Origin of the sequence: Pseudomonas fluorescens (assembly GCF_902498195.1) — a bacterium.
In the GTDB taxonomy this organism is placed as follows: Bacteria; Pseudomonadota; Gammaproteobacteria; order Pseudomonadales; family Pseudomonadaceae; genus Aquipseudomonas; species Aquipseudomonas fluorescens_BU.
Genome location: NZ_CABVIY010000001.1, coordinates 1,013,195 through 1,037,860, shown reverse-complemented (window position 1 = coordinate 1,037,860; position 24,666 = coordinate 1,013,195). Strand labels below are relative to the sequence as shown.

Annotated in this window: 18 protein-coding genes; 10 read left to right on the top strand and 8 right to left on the bottom strand. The window is 59.4% G+C overall.

Going from position 1 to position 24,666, the window contains the following annotated elements:
• Positions 1-103: 103 nt before the first annotated feature.
• From F8N66_RS04805 to F8N66_RS04795, 3 genes are read right to left on the bottom strand one after another with little or no spacing between them, the layout of a single operon-like run.
• Positions 104-1,060, bottom strand: a complete 957-nt coding sequence (locus F8N66_RS04805) for an HlyD family secretion protein (protein WP_150769080.1) — start codon at positions 1,058-1,060, stop codon at positions 104-106.
• A gap of 4 nt (positions 1,061-1,064) precedes the next feature.
• Entirely contained in the window at positions 1,065-1,265 is a 201-nt protein-coding gene (locus tag F8N66_RS04800; RefSeq protein ID WP_150769079.1) for a DUF1656 domain-containing protein, read from the bottom strand.
• On the bottom strand, positions 1,255-3,390 hold the full coding sequence (locus tag F8N66_RS04795; protein WP_150769078.1) for an FUSC family protein: 2,136 nt from the start codon (positions 3,388-3,390) through the stop codon (positions 1,255-1,257). The genes F8N66_RS04800 and F8N66_RS04795 overlap by 11 nt, the downstream gene beginning before the upstream one ends.
• Positions 3,391-3,530: 140 nt before the next feature.
• On the opposite strand from F8N66_RS04795, the gene F8N66_RS04790 reads away from it, so the two are divergent.
• The 3 genes from F8N66_RS04790 to F8N66_RS04780 all read left to right on the top strand — a co-directional run bounded on the left by F8N66_RS04790 (position 3,531) and on the right by F8N66_RS04780 (position 7,969).
• Positions 3,531-4,586 carry a tetratricopeptide repeat protein gene (locus F8N66_RS04790; protein WP_150769077.1) on the top strand — a complete coding sequence of 352 codons (1,056 nt, stop codon included), beginning with the start codon at positions 3,531-3,533 and terminating at the stop codon, positions 4,584-4,586.
• Between the two features lie 213 nt (positions 4,587-4,799).
• Positions 4,800-6,302 (top strand): ATPase domain-containing protein, encoded by a 1,503-nt coding sequence (locus tag F8N66_RS04785; protein ID WP_150769076.1) that lies wholly within the window; start codon positions 4,800-4,802, stop codon positions 6,300-6,302.
• Positions 6,302-7,969, top strand: a complete 1,668-nt coding sequence (locus tag F8N66_RS04780) for an ATP-binding protein (protein WP_412070719.1) — start codon at positions 6,302-6,304, stop codon at positions 7,967-7,969. Before F8N66_RS04785 ends, F8N66_RS04780 begins: the two co-directional genes overlap by 1 nt.
• Before the next feature lie 138 nt (positions 7,970-8,107).
• Here F8N66_RS04780 and F8N66_RS04775 read toward each other — a convergent pair whose 3' ends face one another.
• From F8N66_RS04775 to F8N66_RS04755, 5 genes are all read right to left on the bottom strand, one after another.
• Positions 8,108-8,485: a response regulator gene (locus F8N66_RS04775; RefSeq protein WP_110963035.1), complete on the bottom strand. Its 378-nt coding sequence runs from the start codon at positions 8,483-8,485 to the stop codon at positions 8,108-8,110.
• 77 nt (positions 8,486-8,562) lie between these two features.
• Positions 8,563-9,744 carry a hybrid sensor histidine kinase/response regulator gene (locus F8N66_RS04770; protein WP_150769074.1) on the bottom strand — a complete coding sequence of 394 codons (1,182 nt, stop codon included), beginning with the start codon at positions 9,742-9,744 and terminating at the stop codon, positions 8,563-8,565.
• Complete coding sequence (locus tag F8N66_RS04765; RefSeq protein ID WP_150769073.1) at positions 9,738-10,331, bottom strand: chemotaxis protein CheB; 594 nt, start codon at positions 10,329-10,331, stop codon at positions 9,738-9,740. Before F8N66_RS04765 ends, F8N66_RS04770 begins: the two co-directional genes overlap by 7 nt.
• Positions 10,328-11,143 carry a CheR family methyltransferase gene (locus tag F8N66_RS04760; RefSeq protein ID WP_150769072.1) on the bottom strand — a complete coding sequence of 272 codons (816 nt, stop codon included), beginning with the start codon at positions 11,141-11,143 and terminating at the stop codon, positions 10,328-10,330. The genes F8N66_RS04765 and F8N66_RS04760 overlap by 4 nt, the downstream gene beginning before the upstream one ends.
• 13 nt (positions 11,144-11,156) lie before the next feature.
• Positions 11,157-14,648 carry a response regulator gene (locus F8N66_RS04755; RefSeq protein WP_150769071.1) on the bottom strand — a complete coding sequence of 1,164 codons (3,492 nt, stop codon included), beginning with the start codon at positions 14,646-14,648 and terminating at the stop codon, positions 11,157-11,159.
• 248 nt (positions 14,649-14,896) lie between these two features.
• On the opposite strand from F8N66_RS04755, the gene F8N66_RS04750 reads away from it, so the two are divergent.
• From F8N66_RS04750 to F8N66_RS04715, 7 genes are all read left to right on the top strand, one after another.
• Positions 14,897-15,256, top strand: a complete 360-nt coding sequence (locus tag F8N66_RS04750) for a response regulator (protein ID WP_150769070.1) — start codon at positions 14,897-14,899, stop codon at positions 15,254-15,256.
• A 371-nt stretch (positions 15,257-15,627) separates the two neighbouring features.
• Complete coding sequence (locus F8N66_RS04745; protein ID WP_150769069.1) at positions 15,628-18,564, top strand: hypothetical protein; 2,937 nt, start codon at positions 15,628-15,630, stop codon at positions 18,562-18,564.
• 167 nt (positions 18,565-18,731) lie between these two features.
• On the top strand, positions 18,732-20,021 hold the full coding sequence (locus F8N66_RS04740; RefSeq protein WP_150769068.1) for a glycosyltransferase: 1,290 nt from the start codon (positions 18,732-18,734) through the stop codon (positions 20,019-20,021).
• Between the two features lie 78 nt (positions 20,022-20,099).
• Entirely contained in the window at positions 20,100-21,005 is a 906-nt protein-coding gene (locus F8N66_RS04735; protein ID WP_150769067.1) for an AraC family transcriptional regulator, read from the top strand.
• A 341-nt stretch (positions 21,006-21,346) separates the two neighbouring features.
• Positions 21,347-22,657 carry an ABC transporter substrate-binding protein gene (locus F8N66_RS04725; protein WP_150769065.1) on the top strand — a complete coding sequence of 437 codons (1,311 nt, stop codon included), beginning with the start codon at positions 21,347-21,349 and terminating at the stop codon, positions 22,655-22,657.
• A gap of 182 nt (positions 22,658-22,839) precedes the next feature.
• Positions 22,840-23,739: a carbohydrate ABC transporter permease gene (locus F8N66_RS04720; protein ID WP_224790443.1), complete on the top strand. Its 900-nt coding sequence runs from the start codon at positions 22,840-22,842 to the stop codon at positions 23,737-23,739.
• 10 nt (positions 23,740-23,749) lie between these two features.
• The gene (locus F8N66_RS04715; protein WP_150769063.1) at positions 23,750-24,580 is read left to right on the top strand and encodes a carbohydrate ABC transporter permease; all 831 of its coding nucleotides are present in this window, start codon (positions 23,750-23,752) and stop codon (positions 24,578-24,580) included.
• The last annotated feature ends 86 nt before the right edge of the window (positions 24,581-24,666 follow it).

The window sequence follows — 24,666 nt, the reverse complement described above, 5'->3', positions numbered from 1 at the left end:
CCATGCCACCAGACAACACCCCCTGTAGGAGCTGCCGAAGGCTGCGATCTTTCGATCTTGTTTTTTAAGATCAAAATCAAAAGATCGCAGCCTTCGGCAGCTCCTACGGGGAATTCGGGGTTTGATGGACGGTTACGGTAGCGGTTGTGCCGGCCCGCAGCTTGTCCTTGCCGGCATAGTCGGCATCGATCCGTATCCGCACCGGCACCCGCTGCGCCAGTTTGACCCAGGTATAGCTGGGGTTGATGTTGGCCAGCAAACGCCCGCCCGGCAGGTTTTCACGGTCGGCGATGGCAAAGGCGATGCTTTGCACGGTGCCGCCAAAACGCTCGCCACTCATCAATTCGATGTCGACCCGATCGCCCTCGTCGATGCGCGGCAGCTTGGTTTCCTCGAAGTAACCACTGACATAAAACGAGTCGCTGTCCACCAGCGCCACCAGCGGACCGCCCGCCGTCGCGTAGTCACCCTGGCGGGTCAGCAGATTGGTGACATAGCCGCTGACCGGCGATTCGACCCGGGTGCGCTCCAGGTCATGCTCGGCCTCGGCCAGCGCGGCGATGGCCAGTTGCACGTTGGCCTGGGCAAACCCCAGGTTGGCCTGATTGCGCAACAGATCAGCCTGGGCCACCGACACCTCGGTACTGGATTTTTCCCACTCTTCGCCGGAAATCGCCGAGCGCTCCTTGAGCGTGCGGCGCCGGCGCTCTTCACTTTGACGCTGGCGCAGCAGCGCCTGGCTGGCGACGATGGCCGCTTCCGATTGCCCCAGCGAGGCTTTGGCCACTTCCACCGAACGCCTGGCGTGGTCCACCGCCAGGGCGTAGCGCGAGGGATCGATTTCCAGCAGCAACTGGCCCTTCTCCACATGCTGGTTGTCCTGCACGCCAAGGCTCACGATGCGCCCCGCGACGTCGGCGGACAGGGTCACCACATCGGCACGCACCCGAGCATCCCGGGTCCAGGGCGCGCGGGTGTAGTGTTCCCAGGCAAACCAGCCGAGGACAAAGGCCAGCACCACCACCGCCACGGTGCAGAGTTGGGCAAGGATCTTCTTCAAGGCATCAGGCTCCCATCACCAGAATCAGGGTCGCGCACACGCAAACGTACAACGCCCCTTCGAACAAGGCTTCATGCCAGACGAACTGCAACACGCCCAGGCGCCGCAGGACCCAGTCCAGCACCAGGAAAACCGGCAGGCCCAGCAGCAGCGCCTGGGCAATCGGCGGCAGGTAGACCCCGCCTATTTCAAGATCAATGGGCAAGCGTCGGTTCTCCTTGCAAGGGGTCAGGTTCGAAGTGGCCACGGTGACGTTCCAGGAACGACACCACGATCAACAACGCCACGCGCATGCGAAACACCGACCACAAGTGTTCATGGACGCTGGAGTGCAACGTGTCCAGTTCATCGCCCAGGGCGTGCAGGTTGGCGAGCACACTGTCCACGCCGACGTCGGGCCGTCCGGCCACCAGCCGCCCGGTTTCGCGAACGGTGTTCGACAGCCGGGTTTGCGTCGAGGGGCTCAGCAATGCGTTGTTTTGCGCCTGTTGCCGCAGCTGATTGAGGGCGATGCCCAGGGCCAGGCAGCCCAGGCTGACCTGGAACAGTTCGCGGGATTTCTCGTCCTGGATGGCAGGCAGCAGCCCCAGCATCATGGTCAGGCGGTCGACCATGCGGCTCTCGAAGGCGAACTGGTTTTCATCGGTGGCCGGGATTTTCAGCAAGGCGTAGACCTGCTCGCAGTTTTCCTGATGCAGGCGGCGTATGCGCAACCCGGGCCGGAAGGGGAAAATCAAGGCGTACACACTCAACGCCAGGGTGGCGGCACAGACGTAGGCGCCGGCAAACTCGAACCACTGGATCGCGCTGTTCTGCCCTATCCCGGTATTGGTCGGGCCCAGCAATAAAAACGTCGACAGCCCCAGGCCAATCCCCGTGCCCGTGGTCGGCGGGCTGGACAGCCCCACCGCGACGGCATAGAGCAACGGCGCCAGCAACAGGGCCAGCAGCTCGAAACTGCTGATCATCGGCACCAGCGCGAACTGCAGCACCGCCGACACCACCAGCGCCAGGCCAAGCCCCCGGGCATAGCTTTGCGCCGCCAACAGTGGCCGGGGGAACGTCGCCATCAGCGAGCAGAGAATACCCGCCACAATCATCCCGCCCCGGGCGCCGTCCCAACCGGTTTCGATCCAGATCAGGCCCGCCACCATCAATGCGCAATAGGCGCGGATGGCATTCATGGCCGCCAGGGTGAAATCCAGGTGCAACGGATTGGCCTTGCCGCGATACAGGCTGCTGGCCTTGCGCCCGCTCTGGATGGCATCGCTCAGCTCCAGAATCGTTTCCAGCTGCTGGAGCATGCGCGCCTGTTCCCAGCGCAAAGACCATGACAGCGAGCGCAAGGTGGGCTTCAAGGGTTCGGTGAGCTGTTCGGCACGGTAAGCCAGTGCGTCGAAACGCTGTTGCAGCGCCGCAAACTGATGCCGCTGCTCGCTGGACAGCGCGCGCCCCTGCCGGGCCAGTTCGTCGAGGAACACCAGCTCCTCGGTGAGCAAATGCTGGATTTCCTCGGGGATCTTGCCCTGCCAGCGTTCGAGCAACAGTTCGCGCTGATGGCGCAATGCAGTGAGCCGCGCCGTGAGCAGCAGCAGCTGGTTGCCGAGCAACTGCACCAGATCGTCGGCTTCGCGCAAACGCGGCGCGTCGTAGTACAAATGCCGGCGCACCCCCTCCAGCGCGCTGATCTGCCCCAGCAGCTGCATTTGCCGCCGATGGAAGTCGGCCTCGCTTTCCTCGGTGCGAATCACCGCGCTGGCGTGGGTGGCCAGCAGCTTGATCACCTGATCGATCCGGGCGAAGTAATCCTTGGCCACCGCTTCCGGGCGCGCGGTCAGCAGGCTGACGACACACACGCAGGCCACCGCCAGCAGCGTCTCGGTCACGCGGGTCACGGCCAGCAGGAAGGTGCCGTCCTGATCGGGCACCGCCAGCAATCCGACCACCACCGCCGTGTAGCCGCTGAGCACGAACGCCTGGGAACTGGTGTAGCGCAGCAGCGTGCCGCCCGCGGTACACAGCGCCAGCCAAAGAGACAGGGTAATCAGGAACGGCACCGGCGCCTGGGGGAAGATCGCCATGATCACCACCGCCACCACCGCCCCCAGGGTGGTGCCGATGACCTGGCCAAAACTGCGGGCCAGCGTCATGCCGGCCAGGGGCTGGCTGACGATGACCACGGCCATGATCGACCATTTGGGCTGGTCGAGGTCGAACACGAAGGCCAGGTACAGGGTCAGCAGACCGGCGGCGATGGTTCTCAAGGCGAACAGCAACACCCCGGGGCCGGGGTGGATGATCGCCTTGAAATACTGCAGCAGCGCTTGCATGGAAACGCTCGTGGACTGTTATCCAGCAAGCGTAGTCACTGCCGGGGTCGCTCGACAGGTTTCGAAGTCAAGGTTTGACTCACGGCCCTGCCTGACCGAAGCTGCTCACTTTGCAAAAGATTGCCAGCCCCGGATTCTGCATGCCCAAGTCCCGCCGTTATGTGCTCATCAGCTTCTGCGCCTTGCTGGTCGTCGGCCTTGCGTGGTTTTTCCTGCGCAGCACCGCACCGGTGGTGCCGGAGGCGATCAAGCGTGGTTACAGCGAAGCGCTGGCCCAGGCCCGCAACGGCCAACCGGGCGCTGCACGGGTGCTTTACCAGCAATTGGCCCGCCCGGACATTTCGCCCAAGCGGCGCGTCTGGCTGCATGCCGAACTGCCCAATTACCCCAGCTCCGTGGCCCTTAAACTGGCGGACGCGGACTTGCAGCACGAGGCGCCAGAGGTGCGCATTGCCGCGATCAAAAGCGTCAGCGGCCTGGTGCCCAGCGGCCAGCGCAGCCTGTTGCTGGGGCCGATGCTCGACGACGGCGATCAAAACGTGCGGCTGGCCGCCGTCAATGCGCTGCTGGGCTTGTCGCCAGATGACCTGGGTTTGTATTTCGGGCCGCTGGAGCAGGCCATCGACGCCTGGCAGCAAGTGCTGAAAAACGCCCCGGAAAGCGCCGACAATCACTATCAGCTGGCCCGCCTGCATTTGCACAATGCCGAATTGAAAGAGGCACAACAGGAACTCGACCACACCTTGCGCCTGGCCCCCGACAACCTGCCGGCGCTGGTGATGCAGATCGAGGTACTCGACAGACAGGGCCAGAGTGAAGCGGCCCGTCAGCTATTGGCCAAACAGCTGAAGGCGCAACCCGATTCCGCCTATCTGCAACATGCCCTGGGGCTCTGGTTGCTGCACCACGGACAAAGCGAGTTTGCCCTGCTCGGCCTGTCCAAGGCCGTGGAGCTTGAGCCGGATAACAAGGATTACCGCTATGACCTGGCCACCACGCTGCATGGCGAGCAGGAGCTGGAGGCGGCGCAGAAACAGTTGCAGGAAATCGTCCAGCGTCATCCCAATGACCGCAGGGCCCGGGTGCTGTTGATCAATTACTGGAAGGAAAGTGGCCAGTTGCAGAATGTGCAGATTCTGCTGGCGCAGCTTGAACAGCTCAATCCGGACGATCCTGCGCTCCAGCAGGGCCTTTGAAATTAAAGATCGCAGCCTTCGGCAGCTCCTACAGGAGTACGCATTCCCCTGTAGGAGCTGCCGAAGGCTGCGATCTTTTGCTTGTGCGTGCAAATACACATCTGAACACAAAAGGTTGAACGCTCGTCGCGACCAAAGGTCAAGTGAACAGGCAGCCCGTTAAGGCTCATTGCGCCGGCTGCCTCGTTTCCCCTGGTCATGAGAGGGCATTCTTTGTCTACATCCAACGAGTTCATCAGCGTTAAAGCCGCCACCGGTATCGAAGGTCTCGACGACATTCTTGACGGTGGACTGTCCCGTGGCCATGTGTTCCTGCTGGAGGGCGAGCCAGGAACCGGCAAGACCACCGTTGCACTGCACTTTCTGTTGGCTGGCGCCCGTGCGGGCGAACGCTTGTTGTACATCACCCTGTCCGAAACCGAGCGCGAACTGCGTCAAGGCGCCCGTTCCCACGGCTGGGAGCTTCCTGAGAACGTCTACATCTTCGAGCTGACCCCGCCGGAAAGCCTGCTCAATGCCGAGCAACAGCAGACGCTGCTGTACTCCTCCGACCTGGAGTTAGGCGAAGCCACCAAGCAGATTTTTGAAGTGGTCGAGCGGGTCAAGCCTACCCGCGTGGTCCTCGACAGCCTGTCGGAGATCCGTTTGCTGGCCCAGAGCTCCCTGCGTTATCGCCGACAGATCCTGGCGATCAAGCACTATTTCGTGCGTTACGACGCCACGGTGCTGCTGCTGGACGACCTGACCACCGAATCCCTCGACAAAACCGTACACAGCGTGGCCCACGGGGTGATTCGCCTGGAGGAGCTGACGCCCAATTACGGCGCCGAACGCCGGCGTATCCGCGTGGTGAAGTACCGGGGACAGAAGTACCGCGGCGGCTTTCATGACTTCACCATCATGGCCGATGGCGTGCACGTGTTCCCCCGGCTGGTCGCCGCCGAACACCGCGGTGCCTACCTGCGGCAGCAGTTGACCAGCGGCATCCGGGAAATGGACGCGCTGCTCGGCGGCGGCATCGAGACCGGGTCCAGCACCTTGATCCTCGGCCCGGCCGGCACCGGCAAATCCCTGATATCGATGGTCTTCGCCGCCGCCGCCGTGGCCCGGGGCGAAAAAGCCGCGCTGTTCATTTTCGACGAAGAGCTGGGCTTGCTCTTCGAACGCATGAAAAACCTGGGCATCGACCTGCAGGCGCTGCAAGACACCGGCAACCTGATGATCGAACAGGTCGATGCGGCCGAACTGTCCCCCGGCGAGTTTTCCCACCGGGTACGGCGCTGCGTGGACCAGGCCGATATCAAGACCGTGGTGATCGACAGTATCAACGGCTATCAGGCGGCCATGCCTGAAGAAAATGCCCTGGTGCTGCACATGCACGAGTTGCTGCTGTACCTCAATCGCAAAGGCGCCGCGACCTTCATGACCGTGGCCCAGCATGGACTGGTCGGCGATATGCAGGCGCCAGTGGACATTACCTACCTGGCCGACACGGTCATCCTGCTGCGCTACTTCGAAGCGCTGGGCAAGGTGCGCCGGGCCATTTCGATCATCAAGAAACGTACCGGCAGCCATGAGTCGACCATCCGTGAATACCGCATCAGCTCGCAGGGCATGACCATCGGCGAACCGCTGGAAGCTTTCCAGGGCGTACTGCGCGGGGTGCCGACCTATCACGGTGCGAGCATGCCCCTGCTCGCGGATGAACACCCGTGATGCTGCAAAAGGCGACATCGGAGCGTGCGATCATCCTCGCGCCGCTGGGTCGCGACAGCCAGATCGCGCTGATGATGCTCAATGAGGCAGGGTTCGACGGCGTCATCAGTCGAAGCCTGCCCGAGCTTTGCAGCGAACTGGAGCAAGGCGCCGGCCTGTTGCTGGTGTCTTCCGAAGCCCTGCTGGGCCATGACCTTGAGCCATTGCTCGGATTGATTGAGCAGCAGCCGGCGTGGTCCGACTTGCCGATCGTCCTGCTCACGCACCATGGCGGCCCGGAACACAACCCGGCCTCGCGTTTCGGCCCGCAACTGGGCAACGTCACTTTTCTCGAGCGGCCCTTTCATCCGGTCACCCTGATCAGCCTGGTGACCACCGCCCTGCGCGGACGCCGACGACAGTACGAAGCCAGGGACCGGCTGATCGATTTGAGTGAAAGCGAACAGCGCCTGCAAACCACCCTGGAAACCCTGGAACAACAGGTTGAAGAGCGCACCGCGCAGTTGCGCCACAACGAGGAAGTGCTGCGCCAGTCGCAGAAAATGGAAGCGGTCGGCCAGCTGACCGGGGGCATCGCCCACGACTTCAACAATATGCTGACCGGCATCATCGGCAGCCTGGAGTTGCTGCGCCGGCGTCTGGCCCGGGGGCGTCTTGAAGACCTGGACAGTCTGATCGACCTCGGCGTGACGTCCGCCAACCGCGCGGCGGGCCTGACGCACCGCCTGCTGGCGTTTTCCCGCCGCCAGTCGCTGGACTCCAAACCCGTGGAGATGAACGCGCTGGTGGTGTCCATGGGCGAACTGTTGCAACGCAGCATCGACGAAAGCATTCGCCTGGACATGCAATTATGCGAGCAATTGTGGGTGGCCGAGGCCGATCCCAACCAACTGGAAAGCGCCCTGCTCAACCTGGTGATCAATGCCCGCGACGCCATGCCCGATGGCGGCCGCCTGGTGGTGAGCACCTCCAACCGGCATCTGGACGCCGACTTCACCGACCTGCAAAGCAATCTCGATCCGGGCGATTACGTGGTGCTCAGCGTGACCGACAGCGGTTGTGGCATGCCGCAAACCACCATCAACCGCGCGTTCGACCCGTTCTTTACCACCAAGCCCATCGGCCAGGGCACGGGGCTGGGGTTGTCGATGATCTATGGCTTCACCAAGCAATCGGGCGGCCATGTCGCCATCGAGAGCGAAGTTGGCAAAGGCACCACCGTGAGCCTGTACCTGCCGCGTTTCGGCGGCGATGTGCCGCAGGACCTGCCGGTGGACAACCCGCACCCGCTGTTCGCCCGCAACGGCGAAACGGTGCTGATCGTCGAGGATGATCCGGCGGTGCGGGTGCTGGTCAGTTCGGTACTGAGCGAGCTGGGCTACGCCTTTGTCGAGGCCGGCGATGCGGACGGCGCGATGCCGATTCTCGATTCGGGGCAACGCATCGACCTGATGATCAGCGACGTGGGCCTGCCCGGCATGAATGGCCGGCAACTGGCGGAAATCGGCCGGCAATACCGGCCCGGGCTCAAGGTGCTGTTCATCACCGGCTACGCCGAGCACGCGGCGGTGCGCGGTGGCTTCCTGGATTCGGGCATGCAGATGATCACCAAGCCGTTCACCTTCGACCTGTTGACGGCGAAGGTGCGGGAGATGATCCGGATCTGAATGCCCACCAGGAGCGTGGCAACACCCTGTGTAGGAGCTGCCGAGTGCAACGAGGCTGCGATCTATTGATTGTTGAGCAAGATCAAAGGATCGCAGCCTCGTTGCACTCGACAGCGCCTACAGTGCTTGCAACGGTTGTTACGAAAGCAGGTCCTGCATGATGTCCTGCAACACATCCAGGTCGAACGGTTTTTCCAGGATCGGCGCCTTCAGCGTGATCGGGCTGCCGGTCTCGCGGATTTCCTTCGCATAGCCGCTGATGAAAATCACCTTGAGGTCCGGGCGCAGCTTGACCGCGGGTTCGGCGATCTGCACCCCGGAGATACCGCCCGGCAGGCGATAATCGGTAATCAACATATCCAGATGGGGCTTGCTGGCGAGAATCTCGAAGGCCTGTTCGCCGTTTTCCGCCTGTAGCACACGATACCCCTGGCCCGACAGGTAATCGGTCAGCACCATCAGGATCACTGGCTCGTCCTCGACGACGAGGACTACATCTTGTGCATCTTCACTCATGGGAAGCCTTTGTTCGGTCAATAGCTGCTGATACGACCGTGGGGTCGTTCAGAGGTTGCGTTTTTCTGGCTGTTTTCCTACAGCGGCAGACAAACGCGAAACAGGGCGCCTTCGCCAATCCGGCTTTCGACGGTAATGGTGCCGCCATGGGCGGTCACTATCTGTTCGGAAATAAATAACCCCAGGCCCAGTCCGGCGACGGCATGCTTGGCCGACACCCGCTCGAACTGCTGGAAAATCCGTTGCTGGTTTTCTTCGCTGATGCCAATCCCGAAATCGCGCACTTCCACCCGCGCCTCAGCGTTCTCACTGTACACCTTCACCTGAATCGGACTCTTGGCACCGTAGCGCAAGGCGTTGGTCAACAGATTGGAAATTACCTGTTCAATACGGAATTCGTCCCAATTGCCGACTACCGGCTGCTCGGCGTCCAGGGAAACAGAGGCTTCGGCGGCATCGATCTGTGGGGCGAAATTTTGTAACAAGGCACGAACGAGCACCGTCAGGTCGAAGCACGATGGCCGGATCGACAGTTTGCCGGTGCGAATGCGCGACACATCGAGCATGTCTTCGATCAGGCGGATCAGGCTTTTGATCTGCCGTTCGTCGCGGTCGACCATGGCGTGCATTTTGTCGAGGGTAAACGCGGCGGCGTTATCGCGCGCCAGGTGCATCTTGCGCAGCTGGGTTTCGAGAATCAGGCCATTGAGTGGCGTGCGCACCTCGTGGGCGACAATGGACATGAAGTCATCGCGCATGCGCACCGCCTGTTCCAGTTCCCGCTGCGTACTCTGCAACTGCGCCAGCAACGCTTCCTGTTCGCGACGGCTCTGCTCCAGCGCTTCCACCTGCTGTTTCATGGCCTTGCTCTGGCGGTACAGCTCGACGAACACATTGACCTTGCTCTTGACCGCATGGATATCCAGCGGTTTGTGCAGGAAGTCCACGGCGCCACTTTCATAGCCCTTGAACGCATAGTTCAGCTCACGGCCGGCGGCGCTGACGAACACAATGGGAATGTTCTTGGTCTTTTCCGTGCCACGCATCAGCTCGGCCAGTTCAAAGCCATTCATGCCGGGCATCTGCACATCGAGAATGGCCATGGCGAATTCGTGTTGCAGCAGCAGCGACAAGGCTTCGTCGGCCGATTGCGCCTTGAACACGGTACGGTCTTCGCGCTTGATCAGCGCTTCGAGTGCCAACAGATTCTCCGGCAGATCGTCGACGATCAGCAGTTTGGCCTGGATATTACTTAGCATGCGATTCGTTCCAGCTCGACAAGCAAGCGGCCGATGCCGCGGACAGTGAGAATGTGGTCGGGTTGATGAATGTCCAGCGCCGCCTGGGGCATGGTCGCGACCTGGGCCTCGTCCGGGTCCTGCACGACCGTCAATCCGCCATGGCGCTTGACCTGCGCCAGGCCATGGGCGCCATCGCGATTGGCGCCGGTCAGCAGCACCGCGGCCAGTTTCGGGCCATAGGCATCGGCCGCCGATTCGAACAGGTAGTCAATGGCCGGTCGCGAGTAATGCACGCGGTCTTCCAGGCTCAGGGAAAAGCTGCGGTCCAGCTCCACCGACAGGTGATAACCGGGCGCGGCGAAATACAGGGTGCCGGCTTCGATCGGGGTCTTGTCAGTGGCCTCCAGCACCGGCAGGGCTACCCGCCTGCTGAACACTTCAGTCAACTGGCTGCGGCGCTCGTTCGGCAGGTGCAGGACCACGATGATCGGCAACCCGAAGCCTTCGCGCAGCGGCCCGAGAATGCTCAGCAGCGCCTCGACGCCCCCGGCCGAGGCACCGATCACGATCGCTTCTATGGCAGGCAAACCTGTTGCACCGTTCATGATTTGCGGTAGATCCGTTCTTGTTTGACCAACGGTTCGAACTGATTGCCGAAGGACGAAAAATCCGGGGTTTCCTTGCTGCCCAGGACCAGGAAGCCCCGGTGGCACAATGACTCGTGAAACAGTCCGAACGCGCGATCCTGCAAGCTTTTATTAAAGTAAATCAATACGTTACGACACGAAATTAATTGAGTTTCTGAAAATACACTGTCCGTGGCCAGGCTATGGTCGGCGAAGGTCACGTTTTCACACAGTGACTTGTCGAAAATCGCGTAGCCGTAGGCCGCGGTGTAATAGTCGGAAAACGCTCGCTGGCCACCCGCCTGCTGGTAATTAGCAGTGTAGGCGCGCACGTTCTCCATCGAGAAAATCCCTTGCTTGGCCTTTTCCAGCGAGCGCGGATTGATGTCGGTGGCGTAAATGATGGTGCGATCGAGCAGGCCTTCCTCACGCAGCAGGATGGCCATGGAATAGACCTCTTCACCGGTGCTGCAACCGGCAATCCAGATCTTGATCGACGGGTAGGTCTTGAGCAGCGGCACCACTTCCTGGCGAATCGCCAGGAAGTGCGAAGGGTCGCGGAACATCTCGCTGACCGGAATCGTCAGCAATTGCAGCAGCTGCATGAACGCGGTCGGGTCGTGCAGGACCTTTTCCTGCAGCGCCGAAATGGTGTTGCACTCGAACTGGCTCAACGCGTGGCTGACCCGGCGCTTGATGGACGCGCCGGAGTAATCGCGAAAATCGTAGCTGTACTTGAGGTAGATCGCCTCGATCAGCAACCGCAGTTCGATTTCGGTGTTCTTTTCCACTAAAGGCTTTCCACTAGATACGTTCCATTTTCGGTAGCCACACGCGGATCAGCGAAAACAGCCGGTCCAGGTCGATGGGCTTGGCCAGGTAATCGTTGGCGCCCGCTTGCAGGCAGCGCTCCTGATCGTCCTTCATGGCCTTGGCCGTCACCGCAATGATCGGCAGCTTGCGCCAGCGCGGGTCCTTGCGGATTTCCAGGGTGGCTTCGAAGCCGTCCATTTCCGGCATCATCACGTCCATCAACACCAGATCGATGTCTTCGACTTCGTTCAAGCGATCAATCGCCTCACGCCCGTTGCGGCCAATGACCACGACGGCGCCTTTTTGCTCCAGCGCGCTGGTGAGGGCAAAGATATTGCGCACGTCGTCATCCACCAGCAGCACCTTGCGCCCCTCGAACACCTTGTCGCGGCTGCGGGCGGTCTTGAGCATGGTCTGCCGGTCATGGGACAGCCGGGATTCGACTTTGTGCAGAAAAAGTGTGACCTCGTCGAGCAAGCGCTCGGGCGAGCGCGCGCCCTTGATGATGATCGAGCGGGAGTACTTGCGCAGTTCCGCCTCTTCGTCCCGGGTCAGGTTGCGTCCGGTGTAGACGATGACCGGCGGGAACGAGCAGATTTCCTCGGTGGACATGCGCTTGAGCAAGTCACCGCCGAGCATGTCCGGCAGCTTGAGGTCGATGATCATGCAGTCGAAAATCGTCGTGCGCAGCAGGTCTAGGGCTTCCTGGGCGAAGCCGACGGCAGTGATTTCGATGTCATCGTCGCCGATCAACCGGGAAATGCTGTCGCGCTGCAAATCGTCGTCTTCCACCAGCAGCACGCGCTTGACCTTCTGGGTCAGCTTGGCTTCCAGGCGGGCGAACACGTCCTTGAGCTCTTCACGGGTAGTCGGCTTGACCGCATACCCCACGGCCCCCATGTGCATCGCCGCTTCCACCCGGTCCTCGACCGAAATCACATGCACCGGGATGTGCCGGGTCTCGGCGTGTTCCTTCAGGCGTTGCAGCACGGTCAGGCCGGAATGGTCCGGCAGGCGCATGTCCAGCAAAATGGCATCGGGCAGGAATTGCCGGGCCAGGTCGTAGCCTTCGTCGGCACCGTGGGCCACCAGGCACTGATAACCCAGCTCATGGGCCAGGTCGAAGAGGATGTGCGCAAAGTTCGCCTCGTCTTCCACCACCAGGATGCAGCGGGTGGTAAAGGGCGCCTTGGCGCGGTCATCGTTGAAACGCGGAATATCGACGTCGGCGATCAATGGCTTCAATTGGGTAGTCACGACGCTCGGCGCTGGCACTGCTGGCGGCGCCCGCAGCGGTTCAACGCGCACTTCATCCGACTCGACGTACTCTTGCGGCAACACCAGGGTAAACACACTGCCCTGCCCCGGTGTGCTTGTCACATTGATGGAACCGCCGAGCAGCGCCGCCAGGTCGCGGGAAATCGACAGGCCCAGCCCGGTGCCGCCGTAACGGCGATTGGTGGTGCCGTCGGCCTGGCGGAAGGCTTCGAAAATGCTGTCCTGCTGGTCTTCGGCAATGCCGATCCCGGAATCGCGGACGATGAAGGCAATGCCGTCGTTTGGCGCCGTGGCCACGCTGAGGCTGACCGTGCCTTTTTCGGTGAATTTCACCGCGTTGGACAGCAGGTTCTTGATCACCTGCTCCAGGCGCTGGCGGTCGGTGAACAGCATGGCCGGCGAGCCGTCCTGCAAATCGACATGGAACTGCAACTGTTTATCCGCCGCCAGCGGCTCGAACATCCCGCGCAGGCCGTCCACCAGCCGCGCCACGCTGGTGTTTTCCGGGCGGATTTCCAGCTTGCCGGCCTCGACCTTGGAAATGTCGAGGATGTCGTTGATCAGGTTGAGCAGGTCGTTGCCGGCGGAATAGATCGACTCGGCAAACTTGACCTGTTCGGCGCTGAGGTTTTCCTGGGGGTTTTCCGCGAGCAACTTGGCCAGGATCAGCGAACTGTTCAACGGCGTGCGCAGTTCGTGGGACATGTTGGCGAGGAATTCCGACTTGTACTTGCTTGAGCGCTGCAACTCATCGGCGCGCTCTTCGAGCTGGGCCTGGGCCTGATTGAGTTCAGTGTTCTTGAGGTCCATGGCGTCGCGCTGCTCGGCGAGGATCTCGGCCTGTTCGGCCAGTTGCTCGTTGGTCTGCTCAAGCTCCACCTGCTGGGTTTCCAGGTGGGCCTGGGATTCCTTGAGAATCCGCGACTGCTCTTCGAGCTCTTCGTTGGCGGTCTTGAGTTCTTCCTGCTGCACCTGCAGCTCTTCATTGAGTTGCTGGGTTTCCGCCAGCACTTCCTGCAAGCGCTGGCGATAACGCGCAGCCTCGATGGAGGTGCCGATGTTGCCGGCGATCAGTTCGAGCAACTCGATGTCACGCTCGTCCAGCGGGCGCAGGAAGCCCAGCTCGATAACGCCGTTGACCCGGTCGTCGTCGCTGGTCGGCACCACCAGCACGCTGCACGGCAACCCTTCGCCGAGCCCGGAGCTGACCTTGAAGTAGTCGCCCGGCACGCTGTCCAGGCGAATCAGCCGCGCCTGCTGCGCGACCTGGCCGACGATACCCTCTTCGTTATAGATCTGTTGATCCAGCGCTTCCTGTTCACGGGAGAAGCCGTAAGACGCCACGCGGCGCAGGCCACCGTGTTCCTCGCGGACATAAATGGCCGCCACTGCGCTGCCCAGGTACTGCGCACAGAATTGCAAAATATTGCGGCCCAGCAGATTCAGCGACAGCTGCCCCAGCACTTGCTCGGCCAGCTCGGTCTGGCCGTTGCGCAGCCAGGCCTGGCGCTCAAGCCGGGTGGCACTGGCCTGTTGCGCGGCCAGGTTGCTGGCGTAGTTTTGCGACAGATTCAGCAGGTCGCGGCGCCCGATGTAAGCGAGCAACCCGCTGATCGCGGCGATGAACACCAGATAAAGGGCGATGCTCCAGACAGTGGTGCGACGCACTTCTTCGTTGCGCGTGGCGCGCAACTGCTGCTCCATGTCGATCACGTCTTCGAATTGCCGGCGGATCTCGTCCGTCAGGCGCTTGCCCTTGCCGGCCCGCACCGCGCCGCGGTAGTCACCGCTGGCTCGCTGCAAATCGATCATGGTTTGCGCGTAGCTGGCCCACTCGCCCTGCAAGGCCTGCAACCGGTGCAAGCGATCAGTCTGCACCGGGTTGTCGGCGGTCAGTTCGAGCAGCGTGTTGAGCACGACTTCGATGCGCGGCTTGGCCGTTTCGTAGGGTTCGAGGAACTTGTCGTCGCCACTGAGCAGGAAACCGCGCATGCCGGTTTCCAGGTCGACCGTCAGCTTGACCGCTTCATTGGTGTTATTGATCACCCGGTCCGTGTGCTCGACCCACTGGATCGTCGACAGCAGATACAGGATCAGCGAAACGAAAAAAACCGCACTGATGGCGCCAACGCCCAACGGCAGGCTGATGTTGCGGCTCAGGAGTTTACGGAATCGTTGCTCATCAACCGAAGACACGGAGGTCATAATCAAGCCTTGTTGAACGGGTGAAAAACAAGGAGTTTGCCCCAAAACCGACGCATTGATCCAATTTTCTCACGCGTTTCGGCTCTTAGTCCTACATTCGCCTGCTCTGAAGCCTACGGAGCGGTTATCCTTTCCTTATTCTTTTTATAGCGCACCGGGAACTTGTCGGGATCCGCCACTTACTCATGCAGTAGGGTCGGCGATATCGATCGACCGACCACCGCTCATCCATTGTCGAGAAACCCACTATGCCTGCCACCGCCTCCATCATCCTCGTCGTCGAAGACGATTCCATTGTGCGCATGCTGATTGTCGATGTGCTGGAGGAACTGGAGTTCAACGTACTGGAAGCCGATGGCAGCGAGCAGGCACTGGAATTCCTCAAGGACGAGAACCAGCTCATCGACCTGATGATGACCGATGTCGGCCTGCCGATCATGGACGGACGCGAACTGGCCACCCTGGCGCGCTCACTGCGCCCCCAACTGCCGATCCTGTTCGCCAGCGGCTATGCCGAAAGCATTGAGGTGCCCGAGGGCATGCATGTGATTGGAAAACCGTTTTCCATTGATCAATTGCGGGACAAGGTCAAAAGCATCCTCGAGTGAGAAGCTCCGCAGCGTCAGTCACCTGAACGCTCGACAGTAAACCCATGATATTCAGTGCCAGGTCGCCTGCCGGTACCCCGCGACACTGGCCTGATTATATTGACCTGTTCAGGCATGTTTACTGCTCACGTCTCGATAGGCTCCTGCAAGCCAGTATTGAACATTGTCCCGGTCAATTCGCTCGCTTTTTGCAAACATCCCTCTCAATGTTTCTATTTTCGGCGGTTAATTGCCAAATCGCAGCAACGCCTGACCACGTAATAAAAAGCACAACATATCATCTCGCCAATTGAACATTATTACACCTAGTCTTCTTTTCGCACTTATTCGCCTTGAGCTTACTTGTCAAATCATCAGAAAAGGACTTACAGATGAACACCAGCCAATACGACCACCGCAAACCATCGACCATTGAAACCTTGCAAGCCGATATACAAAGCCTACTGGACAACAATAAATCAGAAAAACTATTAGTTATCGCAGGACTCCAAAGATACTTGGCCGACCCACCCGACACCAATGCAGAATTTGTACTGTCCAACCTGATCGTTTCAAGCACCCACGAAAGTTCGCTACAGATGGCTCATCGAGCAGGCCAATCCAGACTGAATGCACTGTTGCAAAGTACCGAATTCCTGAGCCTGAATGAGCTTTCTCATCTACCCGACACCGCTGAATATGTCTGTGACTCAAAGAAGAACATGCATGTATGGGTGGAGGACACCCCCATGCAAATTGACGATCTTCTTACGGAAAACGAAATTCTCAACCAACACCTGGATGAACTCAGCGGTTATGCAGACGAGGCTGGCGGATATATTTCCAGCGCTGGCGACATCAATGTCGAGCAGTGGCTACGATTCTATGGACACCCCTTACCCTCTACGGTCCAGCATCTACAAAACTTCCTTGACCTTATCAAACTCGACCACCTGGCGTTATCTGTAACGGAGAACAGGTTCGAACTGCTCAAAGACCCGGGCCTCTACCCCACAGAACTTTCCCCAGCACAGCGCCAGCAAATACAGGCCCTAACCCATTCATTTGGCTCACGCAATACCGGTCATCTACTTGATCGTTTGGTCGAAGAAGTCATTGGCACAGCGATTGATTCACTGAGATTCTCCCCCCTACAACACATCAATACTCTGCTGAACAGTGTTAATGGGAACATCTGGGCGAAGGGCTACCTTGAAGCCCTGGGATGGTACGGCACTCGGTCGGGAGAAACGCCATCCCCCGACGATCTCCAACTGCTGCTCATGACAGCTATCCTGCTAAACCTTGATCCTGAAACCAGTGTGCTCGAAAGCAAGAGCGATGTATTAGGCTATGAACTTTACAAGCCTGAAAGATTGGAGTTAACCCCCGCTCGAATTTTATTAGAACTGGAACAGCACCTTATTGCCAAACAAGTCATCAGCGTAAATTCAGCGCCCTTGGCCGCCTACATCCTGATCGCCAACGTAGCGCCGGAATTCCTGGTTCAAAAAATCCCGGAAGAACTGACTATAGGTTCGCCCCTATGGGTAGTTCACAGTCTGGCGGTTGCCAAAATCGAGTCTATCGCACCAGGTTCGTCGGGCAACATGACCTACGAACAGGTTCAGTCATATGCCGGCATCGGGGCCTTTGACGAGCACACCGAGCAATTATTCGGTTTGACTGTGATTACCCCAATACTGAATTGGGCCGCCTTGAATGGCCTTATCCCCTACAGCGCGACAGGCGAATACTCGGGCGAGCAATTTACATCGGCCCAGGCCTATTACATCGAGTACACCGAGGCGTTGGAGCAATGCAGCAATGCAATGAATTCCCAACTACCCATCCGGGAAGAAACGGCGCTAAACGAGCTTAAAAGAGTCATTCCAGATGAGCAGTACCTGACCCGGAAAGTGTTCGTCCACTATCACCATCGCGACCCAATATCAATTCATGAAATATTCATGTCTGGAGATCTTATCGAGGAAGGATTGACAGGAAACACGTTATCAACGGCTGTGACCACAAACCATGACCTGAGCATGCTTGACCTGATCAAGCGTCACTTGCATGAACTTCAGAACATCGAAAACTTGTATAAATCGGAATTTGACGACTACTTCAAAAATCTGCGGGCAGGTACTGGCACATTATTGAAGCTTGCCATATCGAAAATGCCTGCACGTGACCGAATCCGTATCGAGTACGGCCAACTCAGTTTCTATACCGTACGAAAAAAATTCTCCGACGCGGCAACCCACGAAACGCAACGGCTCAGAGATAAACACAGGGGGCGTTATGGCATCATCCTCTGTGCCAAATACAAATCGGAGCTTTATTACTACGAACTGTTTACATTGCAAGCCGAATGCTACAGTCGCCCAGACTTGCGTTCCGTTTTCGGTGCAACTGCAATCGAATATTTTGAACCCACAGAGTCCGCTGAGAAGGACGAAAAACAGTGGCAAACACAGGCCCTTGACTGGCCGCTCGATATCAATGCGTACCTCAACGGAACCAAACCGGTTAAAAATGTAACCCATAAAGTAGTGGTCGAGAAACTATGGGAGTCCTATGAGGCCGAGCGCCTCGCACCCGCCACCAGAAGCGCACTGGAAATTTTCTTTTCGCAGACCATCCAAACCTTAGTAGACAACCTCATTAAATATTCGCCCCCCGCGACCTATGACGAACTCTACAATGCAGGCTATGGCGTTGCGCCCATTGAAGCGGCAAAAAAGAACAGTCAGGAAAATGTGGACCTTATTCTCAATCTGGTCATTCCATTCAGAAGTTGCATTGCAGATCTGACTTCGGGTGACCCTTCCCGTAGAAACTCAGGGATAGTGGGCTGCACACTGGACGCATTGGCAGTGGTTGGATCGGTAGCGGGGGTTGCAACAAAGTTCGCCAGCATTGCCCTGAAATCCGGCAGCCTTCTGACCAAATCCCTGAAACTGGCCAGAGTGACGGCTAGTTTTGCCTTGAGCCTGGTCAATCCACTGGATGGTGTTCCAGACCTCCTGAAAAAAGGTGGGTCTCTGACCAAAAAATGCGCATTACTCATCACGGGACGAGGCTTGAAAACCTCTGGCAAAGCCACACGACAACTGCGCAACGCCGGCGGAACACTCGATGCCTTTAATGCGGCGAAGTCATTGAGCTGTACGGACGTTAAAATTGCGGATCTGGTCGTTGCGGGTGAACTCTCCGATGCAACTCAAGTACTCATCATGAAGCGAGGGGTCGACTGGTATCAGCTGTCGCTGAATAACCACAAGGCACGAGGGGCGAAAATAACCCACTTCCAGCCAATTGTGTAAAACGGGAGTCCTTGACAGGCATAGCCTCAAACTGTCGAAGATTTCTCCGGGCGGCGCGCTGGAACAGTTCGCCGCTCGTTGGCCCGACGGCCAAACGCCCGCCCCCCGCCTGTGATTTAATGCGCCCGTTTTTCCCAGCCTTCCGTCCGCTCCAAGGAATTTGCGTCATGAATCAACCCCACTCCACCAAAGTCCTGGTCATAGGCTACGTCTGGCCAGAACCGCGATCCTCGGCGGCCAGTGGGCATGTGATGCAAATCCTCGAGGCGTTCCTGCAACAAGGCTGGGACATCACCTTCAGCAGCCCGGCCGGCTTCGGCGAGCAGCGTGCCGACCTGACGGCCCTGGGCATTCGCGAAGTGCCGATCGAGCTGAACAACAGCAGTTTCGACAGGTTCATCACGGAACTGGCCCCTGACATCGTGTTGTTCGATCAATTCATGATGGAAGAACAGTTCGGCTGGCGGGTCGAGAAGCATTGCCCCGAAGCGTTGCGTGTGCTCGAAAGTTGCGACCTGCAAAGCCTGCGACAGGAACGGCACCAACGCCTCAAGGAGCGCTTGAAGGCCAGTGATGACAACAATGACTTTGCCGGGCTGTTCGCACCGGCAATGCGCGAAGAATTTGAACACATGGCCGATTCCGACCTGGCCAAACGGGAAATCGCCGCGTTTTATCGTTGCGACTTGACGCTGATGGTTTCCGACGTGGAAATCGAGTTGCTGGTCGAGCAGTTCAAAATGCCGCGCGACCTGCTGCACTGGTGTCCGCTGATGGTCGATCTGCCTACGACGGCTCCCGTGCCGTTCGAAGACCGCGCTCACTTTCTGCATATCGGCAACTTTCGCCATGCGCCGAACTGGGACGCGGTGCTCTGGTTGAAAACCACGATCTGGCCGCTGATCCGCGCGCAACTGCCGGGTGCGCAACTGCACATCTATGGCGCTTACACACCGCCCAAGGCGACAGCCCTGCATAACCCGGCGCAGGGTTTTCATGTGATGAACTGGGCGGAGGACGCCTTGCAGGTGATGTCCGCCGCACGGGTGTGCATGGCGCCCCTGCGTTTCGGCGCGGGGGTCAAAGGCAAGATTGTCGATGCGATGCGCTGTGGCACGCCCAATGTCACCACACCGGTTGGCGCGGAAGCGATGCATGGCGAGGAGCCCTGGCCGGGGGCGATCACCCAGACCGCCCGTGCGTTCGCCGACAACGCGGTGCAACTGCATCAAGACAAGAATCGATGGCTGAATGCCCAGGCCCAGGGGCTACAACTGTTGGCCAAGCGTTACCAGCAAGCCATACATGGCCCGGCCTTGATCGCCCGGATCGAACAGTGCCTGCAACATCTGCCAGCGATCAGAAGGGATAACTTCACCGGCAGCATGTTGCGCCATCACCACCACAAGAGCACGCAATACATGTCGCAATGGATCGAGGCGAAAAACCGCCCGTAGGAGCGGGATCACTCGGCTGGCGTTGATGGGGCGGAACGAGGCATGATCAGGCGGCGATAACAACAAAAGCGCCCTGACATGAACCGTACCGCCAGAGTCACCGACCCTTCCTACGAATTGATGGACGACCACAACGGGTTATCCATCATCTATCGCCAGCATGGCTTCCCCTGCCCCCTGGTGCGCTGGCACTTCCACAAGGAATACGAACTGCACCTGATCGTCGCCAGCTCCGGCAAGGTATTTATCGGCGACTACATCGGTAACTTCTACCCCGAAACCCTGTTCCTCACCGGCCCCAACCTGCCCCACAACTGGATCAGCCAGGTGGCTGAAGACGAGGTGGTGGCCAAGCGCGACATGCTGGTCAACTTCACCGACGAGTTGTTCGACAGTGGCTACCAGGTGTTCACCGAACTCAAGACCCTGGCGCCGTTGCTGGAGCGTGCGCAATACGGCATCGAGTTTCGCAGCAAGCACACCATTCGCAAGGCGATGGAATTGATGCAGCGCATCGCCGACACCCAGGGCGTGACCCGGCTCGGGCACTTTTTCATCCTGCTGGAGTTGTTGGCGGCCTGCGACGATTACCAGTTGCTCTCCGGCGCAACGACCTCGCAACTGGCGGACGAGCACAACATCGACCGCACCAACCGGGCGGTGGATTACATTTTCGCCCACTACGCCCGGGACCTGACGCTGGAGGAAGTCGCCGAGCACCTGGGCATGAAGGCGACCTACTTCAGCCGGGTGTTCAAGCAGGCCACGGGGCGCACCTTCATCGAATTCGTCAATCGCCTGCGTATCAGCAAGTCCTGCGAGTTGCTGGCCGATGGCGACAAACCGGTGACCGATGTGTGCTTCGAGTCGGGCTTCAACAACATTTCCAACTTCAACCGACGCTTCCAGCAGCTCAAGGGCATGACGCCGTCGCATTATCGGCGGTTGGTGGTGCAGCGGCTGACCGAGCAGAACCTGGGTTAAACACCATCAAATGTGGGAGCGGGCTTGCTCGCGAACAGGCCGTGTCAGTCAATACAGGTATCAACTGACACACCGTCTTCGCGAGCAAGCCCTCTCCCACCCGTGCTGCATTTGCAGCCTGAAACCTGTACGGATTCGAAGTCGCACCATCGCTGAAAACCCCTTCCCTGCGTTTCCCCTTACAAACTCCAGTGCAAAAAAGTATCAATCCAAGTGTGATGGATGATTTGTCTCGTCCTCGATTGAAGGCTGTAATCAGCGCAGATTCTTCCTGCATGCGGAAGACACAAAAACAATAACTGTCCTTCTGTATCCCTGCGGGTGCAGAAAAGGAGTGCACGATGCAACCTTCTGTAAAAGCTCTGCTTGCCCTCACCTGCATGACCCTCAGCAGCGTCAGCCTTGGCGCCCAGACCCTGACCATCGCCACCGTCAACAACAGCGACATGATCCGCATGCAAAAGCTCTCGAAAACCTTCGAGGCCGAGCATCCCGAGATCAAGCTCAACTGGGTGGTCCTGGAAGAGAACGTGCTGCGCCAGCGCCTGACCACCGACATTGCCACCCAGGGCGGGCAGTTCGATGTGTTGACCATCGGCATGTACGAAGCCGCACTGTGGGGTGCCAAGGGTTGGCTGGAGCCGATGAAGGATTTGCCGGCCAGCTATGCCCTCGACGATGTGTTCCCGTCGGTGCGTGAAGGCCTGTCGGTCAAGGGTTCGCTGTACGCCCTGCCGTTCTACGCCGAAAGCTCGATCACCTACTACCGCACCGACCTGTTCAAGGACGCCGGCCTGACCATGCCCGAGCGCCCGACCTGGACCCAGATCGGCGAATTCGCCAGCAAACTCACGAACAAGGATAAAGAACAGTACGGCATCTGCCTGCGGGGCAAGGCCGGCTGGGGCGAGAACATGGCATTGATCACCACCGTCGCCAATGCCTATGGCGCGCGCTGGTTCGATGAGAAATGGCAACCGGAATTCAACGGCCCCGAATGGAAAAACACGCTGAATTTCTATGTCGACACCATGAAAAAATCCGGTCCTCCGGGGGCGTCGAGCAACGGTTTCAACGAAAACCTGGCGCTGTTCAACAGCGGCAAATGCGCGATCTGGGTCGATGCCAGCGTCGCCGGCTCGTTCGTCACCGACAAGACCCAGAGCAAGGTCAGCGATCACGTCGGCTTCACCTACGCGCCCCATGAAACCACCGACAAAGGCTCCGCCTGGTTGTACTCCTGGGCATTGGCGATTCCGACCAGCTCCAAGGCCAAGGACGCGGCAAAAACCTTCAGCGCCTGGGCGACCTCCAGGGAGTACGGCGAACTGGTCGCCAAGACCGACGGCATCGCCAACGTGCCGCCAGGCACCCGGGCCTCGACCTACAGCGAGGCGTACATGAGCGCGGCGCCGTTCGCCAGGGTCACGCTGGAGTCGCTCAAGGCGGCGGACCCGAGCAAGCCAGGCGCGCGTCCGGTGCCGTACATCGGCATCCAGCTGGTGACCATTCCCGAGTTCCAGGCGGTGGGCACCCAGGTCGGCAAACTGTTCTCGGCGGCCCTGATCGGCCAGACCACGGTCGACCAGGCCCTGGCCGCGGCCCAGCAAACCACCGAGCGCGAAATGAAGCGTGCGGGTTATCCCAAGTAACCCTTAGCCTCACCGCTCTCGCCTTATGTGGGAGCGGGCTTGCTCGCGAAAACGGTTAATCAGTGACCCATGCATTGGCTGACACGACGCCTTCGCGAGCAAGCCCGCTCCCACATGGGATCTTCTCAGGTCTGTATGACTCGGTTCTGAATGCCATGACTACTTCAACTGCCAAAGCTCACATGGACATCCCCCAACCGCAGCGTAAAAGCCGGTTGGCCAATCCTGGTTGGTTCCTGGTCAGCCCATCGGTGGCGCTGCTGCTGTTGTGGATGATCGTGCCGCTGGGCATGACCCTGTACTTTTCGATGATCCGCTACAACCTGCTCTACCCCGGCGAAAACGAGTTCGTGGGGCTGGAGAACTTCAGCTACTTCCTGACCGACTCCGGTTTCATGCCCGGGGCCACCAACACCCTGTTGCTGGTGGGCAGCGTGCTGTTGATCAGTGTGGTGCTGGGGGTATTGATCAGCGCGCTGCTGGAGGCCAGTGAGTTTTTCGGTCGCGGCATCGTGCGGGTCATGCTGATCTCGCCGTTCTTCATCATGCCCACCGTCGGCGCGCTGATCTGGAAGAACCTGATTTTCCATCCGGTGTCGGGGATCCTCGCCTACGTCTGGAAACTGTTCGGCGCGCAGCCGGTGGACTGGCTGGCGCACTACCCGTTGCTGTCGATCATCATCATTGTTTCCTGGCAATGGCTGCCCTTCGCGATCCTGATCCTGATGACCGCCATGCAGTCCCTCGACCAGGAACAGAAAGAAGCCGCGCGCCTGGACGGTGCCGGGCCCATCGCGATCTTCTGGCACCTGACGCTGCCGCACCTGGCGCGTCCGATTGCGGTGGTGGTGATGATCGAAACCATCTTCCTGCTCTCGGTGTTCGCCGAAATCTTCACCACCACCAATGGCGGCCCCGGCTACGCCTCGACCAACCTCGCCTACCTGATCTACAACCAGGCGCTGGTGCAGTTCGATGTCGGCATGGCTTCCGCGGGCGGCTTGATTGCGGTGGTGATTGCCAACATCGCGGCCATCGTCCTGGTGCGGATGATCGGCAAAAACCTGACTGACAAAGCCTGAGGCCCGCGCCATGACCCTTCAACAATCCCGTCGCCTGCAAAGCCTGCTGCTGGGCACCCTGGCCTGGGCCATCGCGATCCTGATCTTCTTCCCGATCTTCTGGATGGTGCTGACCAGCTTCAAGACCGAAATCGACGCGTTCGCCACGCCGCCGCAGTTCATATTCACCCCGACCCTGGAGAACTACCTGCACATCAACGAGCGCAGTGACTACTTCAGTTTTGCCTGGAACTCGGTGGTCATCTCGTTCAGCGCCACCGCCCTGTGCCTGCTGATCGCGGTGCCGGCGGCCTACTCCATGGCCTTCTACGAAACCCAGCGCACCAAGGGCACGCTGCTGTGGATGCTCTCGACCAAGATGCTGCCGCCGGTGGGCGTGCTGATGCCGATCTACCTGCTGGCCAAGAGTTTCGGCCTGCTCGACACACGCATCGCGCTGATCGTCATCTACACGCTGATCAACCTGCCGATCGTGGTCTGGATGATTTACACCTACTTCAAGGACATCCCCAAGGACATCCTCGAAGCCGCCCGCCTGGACGGCGCCACCCTGGCGCAGGAGATGCTCCGGGTGCTGCTGCCGATCGCCAAGGGTGGCCTGGCGTCCACCGTGCTGCTGTCGCTGATCCTGTGCTGGAACGAAGCGTTCTGGTCGCTGAACCTGACCTCGTCCAAAGCCGCGCCGCTGACCGCCTTGATCGCCTCGTATTCGAGTCCCGAAGGATTGTTCTGGGCCAAATTGTCGGCGGTCTCGACCCTGGCCTGCGCGCCGATCCTGATCTTTGGCTGGATCAGCCAGAAGCAACTGGTGCGTGGCCTTTCGTTTGGTGCCGTGAAATGAATAGCGTTTTATTTCCCTGTGGGAGCGGGCTTGCTCGCGAAAGCGGTGTGCCAGTCAATGTTGATGTCGACTGACACACCGCATTC

Bases quoted from the DNA above. Each gene is read 5' to 3' on its own strand.
- F8N66_RS04735 (WP_150769067.1), top strand. From the start codon at position 20,100: ATGAACCGTACCGCCAGAGTCACCGACCCTTCCTACGAATTGATGGAC.
- F8N66_RS04775 (WP_110963035.1), bottom strand. From the start codon at position 8,485: ATGAGTGAAGATGCACAAGATGTAGTCCTCGTCGTCGAGGACGAGCCA.
- F8N66_RS04740 (WP_150769068.1), top strand. From the start codon at position 18,732: ATGAATCAACCCCACTCCACCAAAGTCCTGGTCATAGGCTACGTCTGG.
- F8N66_RS04715 (WP_150769063.1), top strand. From the start codon at position 23,750: ATGACCCTTCAACAATCCCGTCGCCTGCAAAGCCTGCTGCTGGGCACC.
- F8N66_RS04780 (WP_412070719.1), top strand. From the start codon at position 6,302: ATGCTGCAAAAGGCGACATCGGAGCGTGCGATCATCCTCGCGCCGCTG.
- F8N66_RS04770 (WP_150769074.1), bottom strand. From the start codon at position 9,744: ATGCTAAGTAATATCCAGGCCAAACTGCTGATCGTCGACGATCTGCCG.
- F8N66_RS04720 (WP_224790443.1), top strand. From the start codon at position 22,840: ATGGACATCCCCCAACCGCAGCGTAAAAGCCGGTTGGCCAATCCTGGT.
- F8N66_RS04755 (WP_150769071.1), bottom strand. From the start codon at position 14,648: ATGACCTCCGTGTCTTCGGTTGATGAGCAACGATTCCGTAAACTCCTG.
- F8N66_RS04795 (WP_150769078.1), bottom strand. From the start codon at position 3,390: ATGCAAGCGCTGCTGCAGTATTTCAAGGCGATCATCCACCCCGGCCCC.
- F8N66_RS04725 (WP_150769065.1), top strand. From the start codon at position 21,347: ATGCAACCTTCTGTAAAAGCTCTGCTTGCCCTCACCTGCATGACCCTC.
- F8N66_RS04765 (WP_150769073.1), bottom strand. From the start codon at position 10,331: ATGAACGGTGCAACAGGTTTGCCTGCCATAGAAGCGATCGTGATCGGT.
- F8N66_RS04745 (WP_150769069.1), top strand. From the start codon at position 15,628: ATGAACACCAGCCAATACGACCACCGCAAACCATCGACCATTGAAACC.
- F8N66_RS04750 (WP_150769070.1), top strand. From the start codon at position 14,897: ATGCCTGCCACCGCCTCCATCATCCTCGTCGTCGAAGACGATTCCATT.
- F8N66_RS04790 (WP_150769077.1), top strand. From the start codon at position 3,531: ATGCCCAAGTCCCGCCGTTATGTGCTCATCAGCTTCTGCGCCTTGCTG.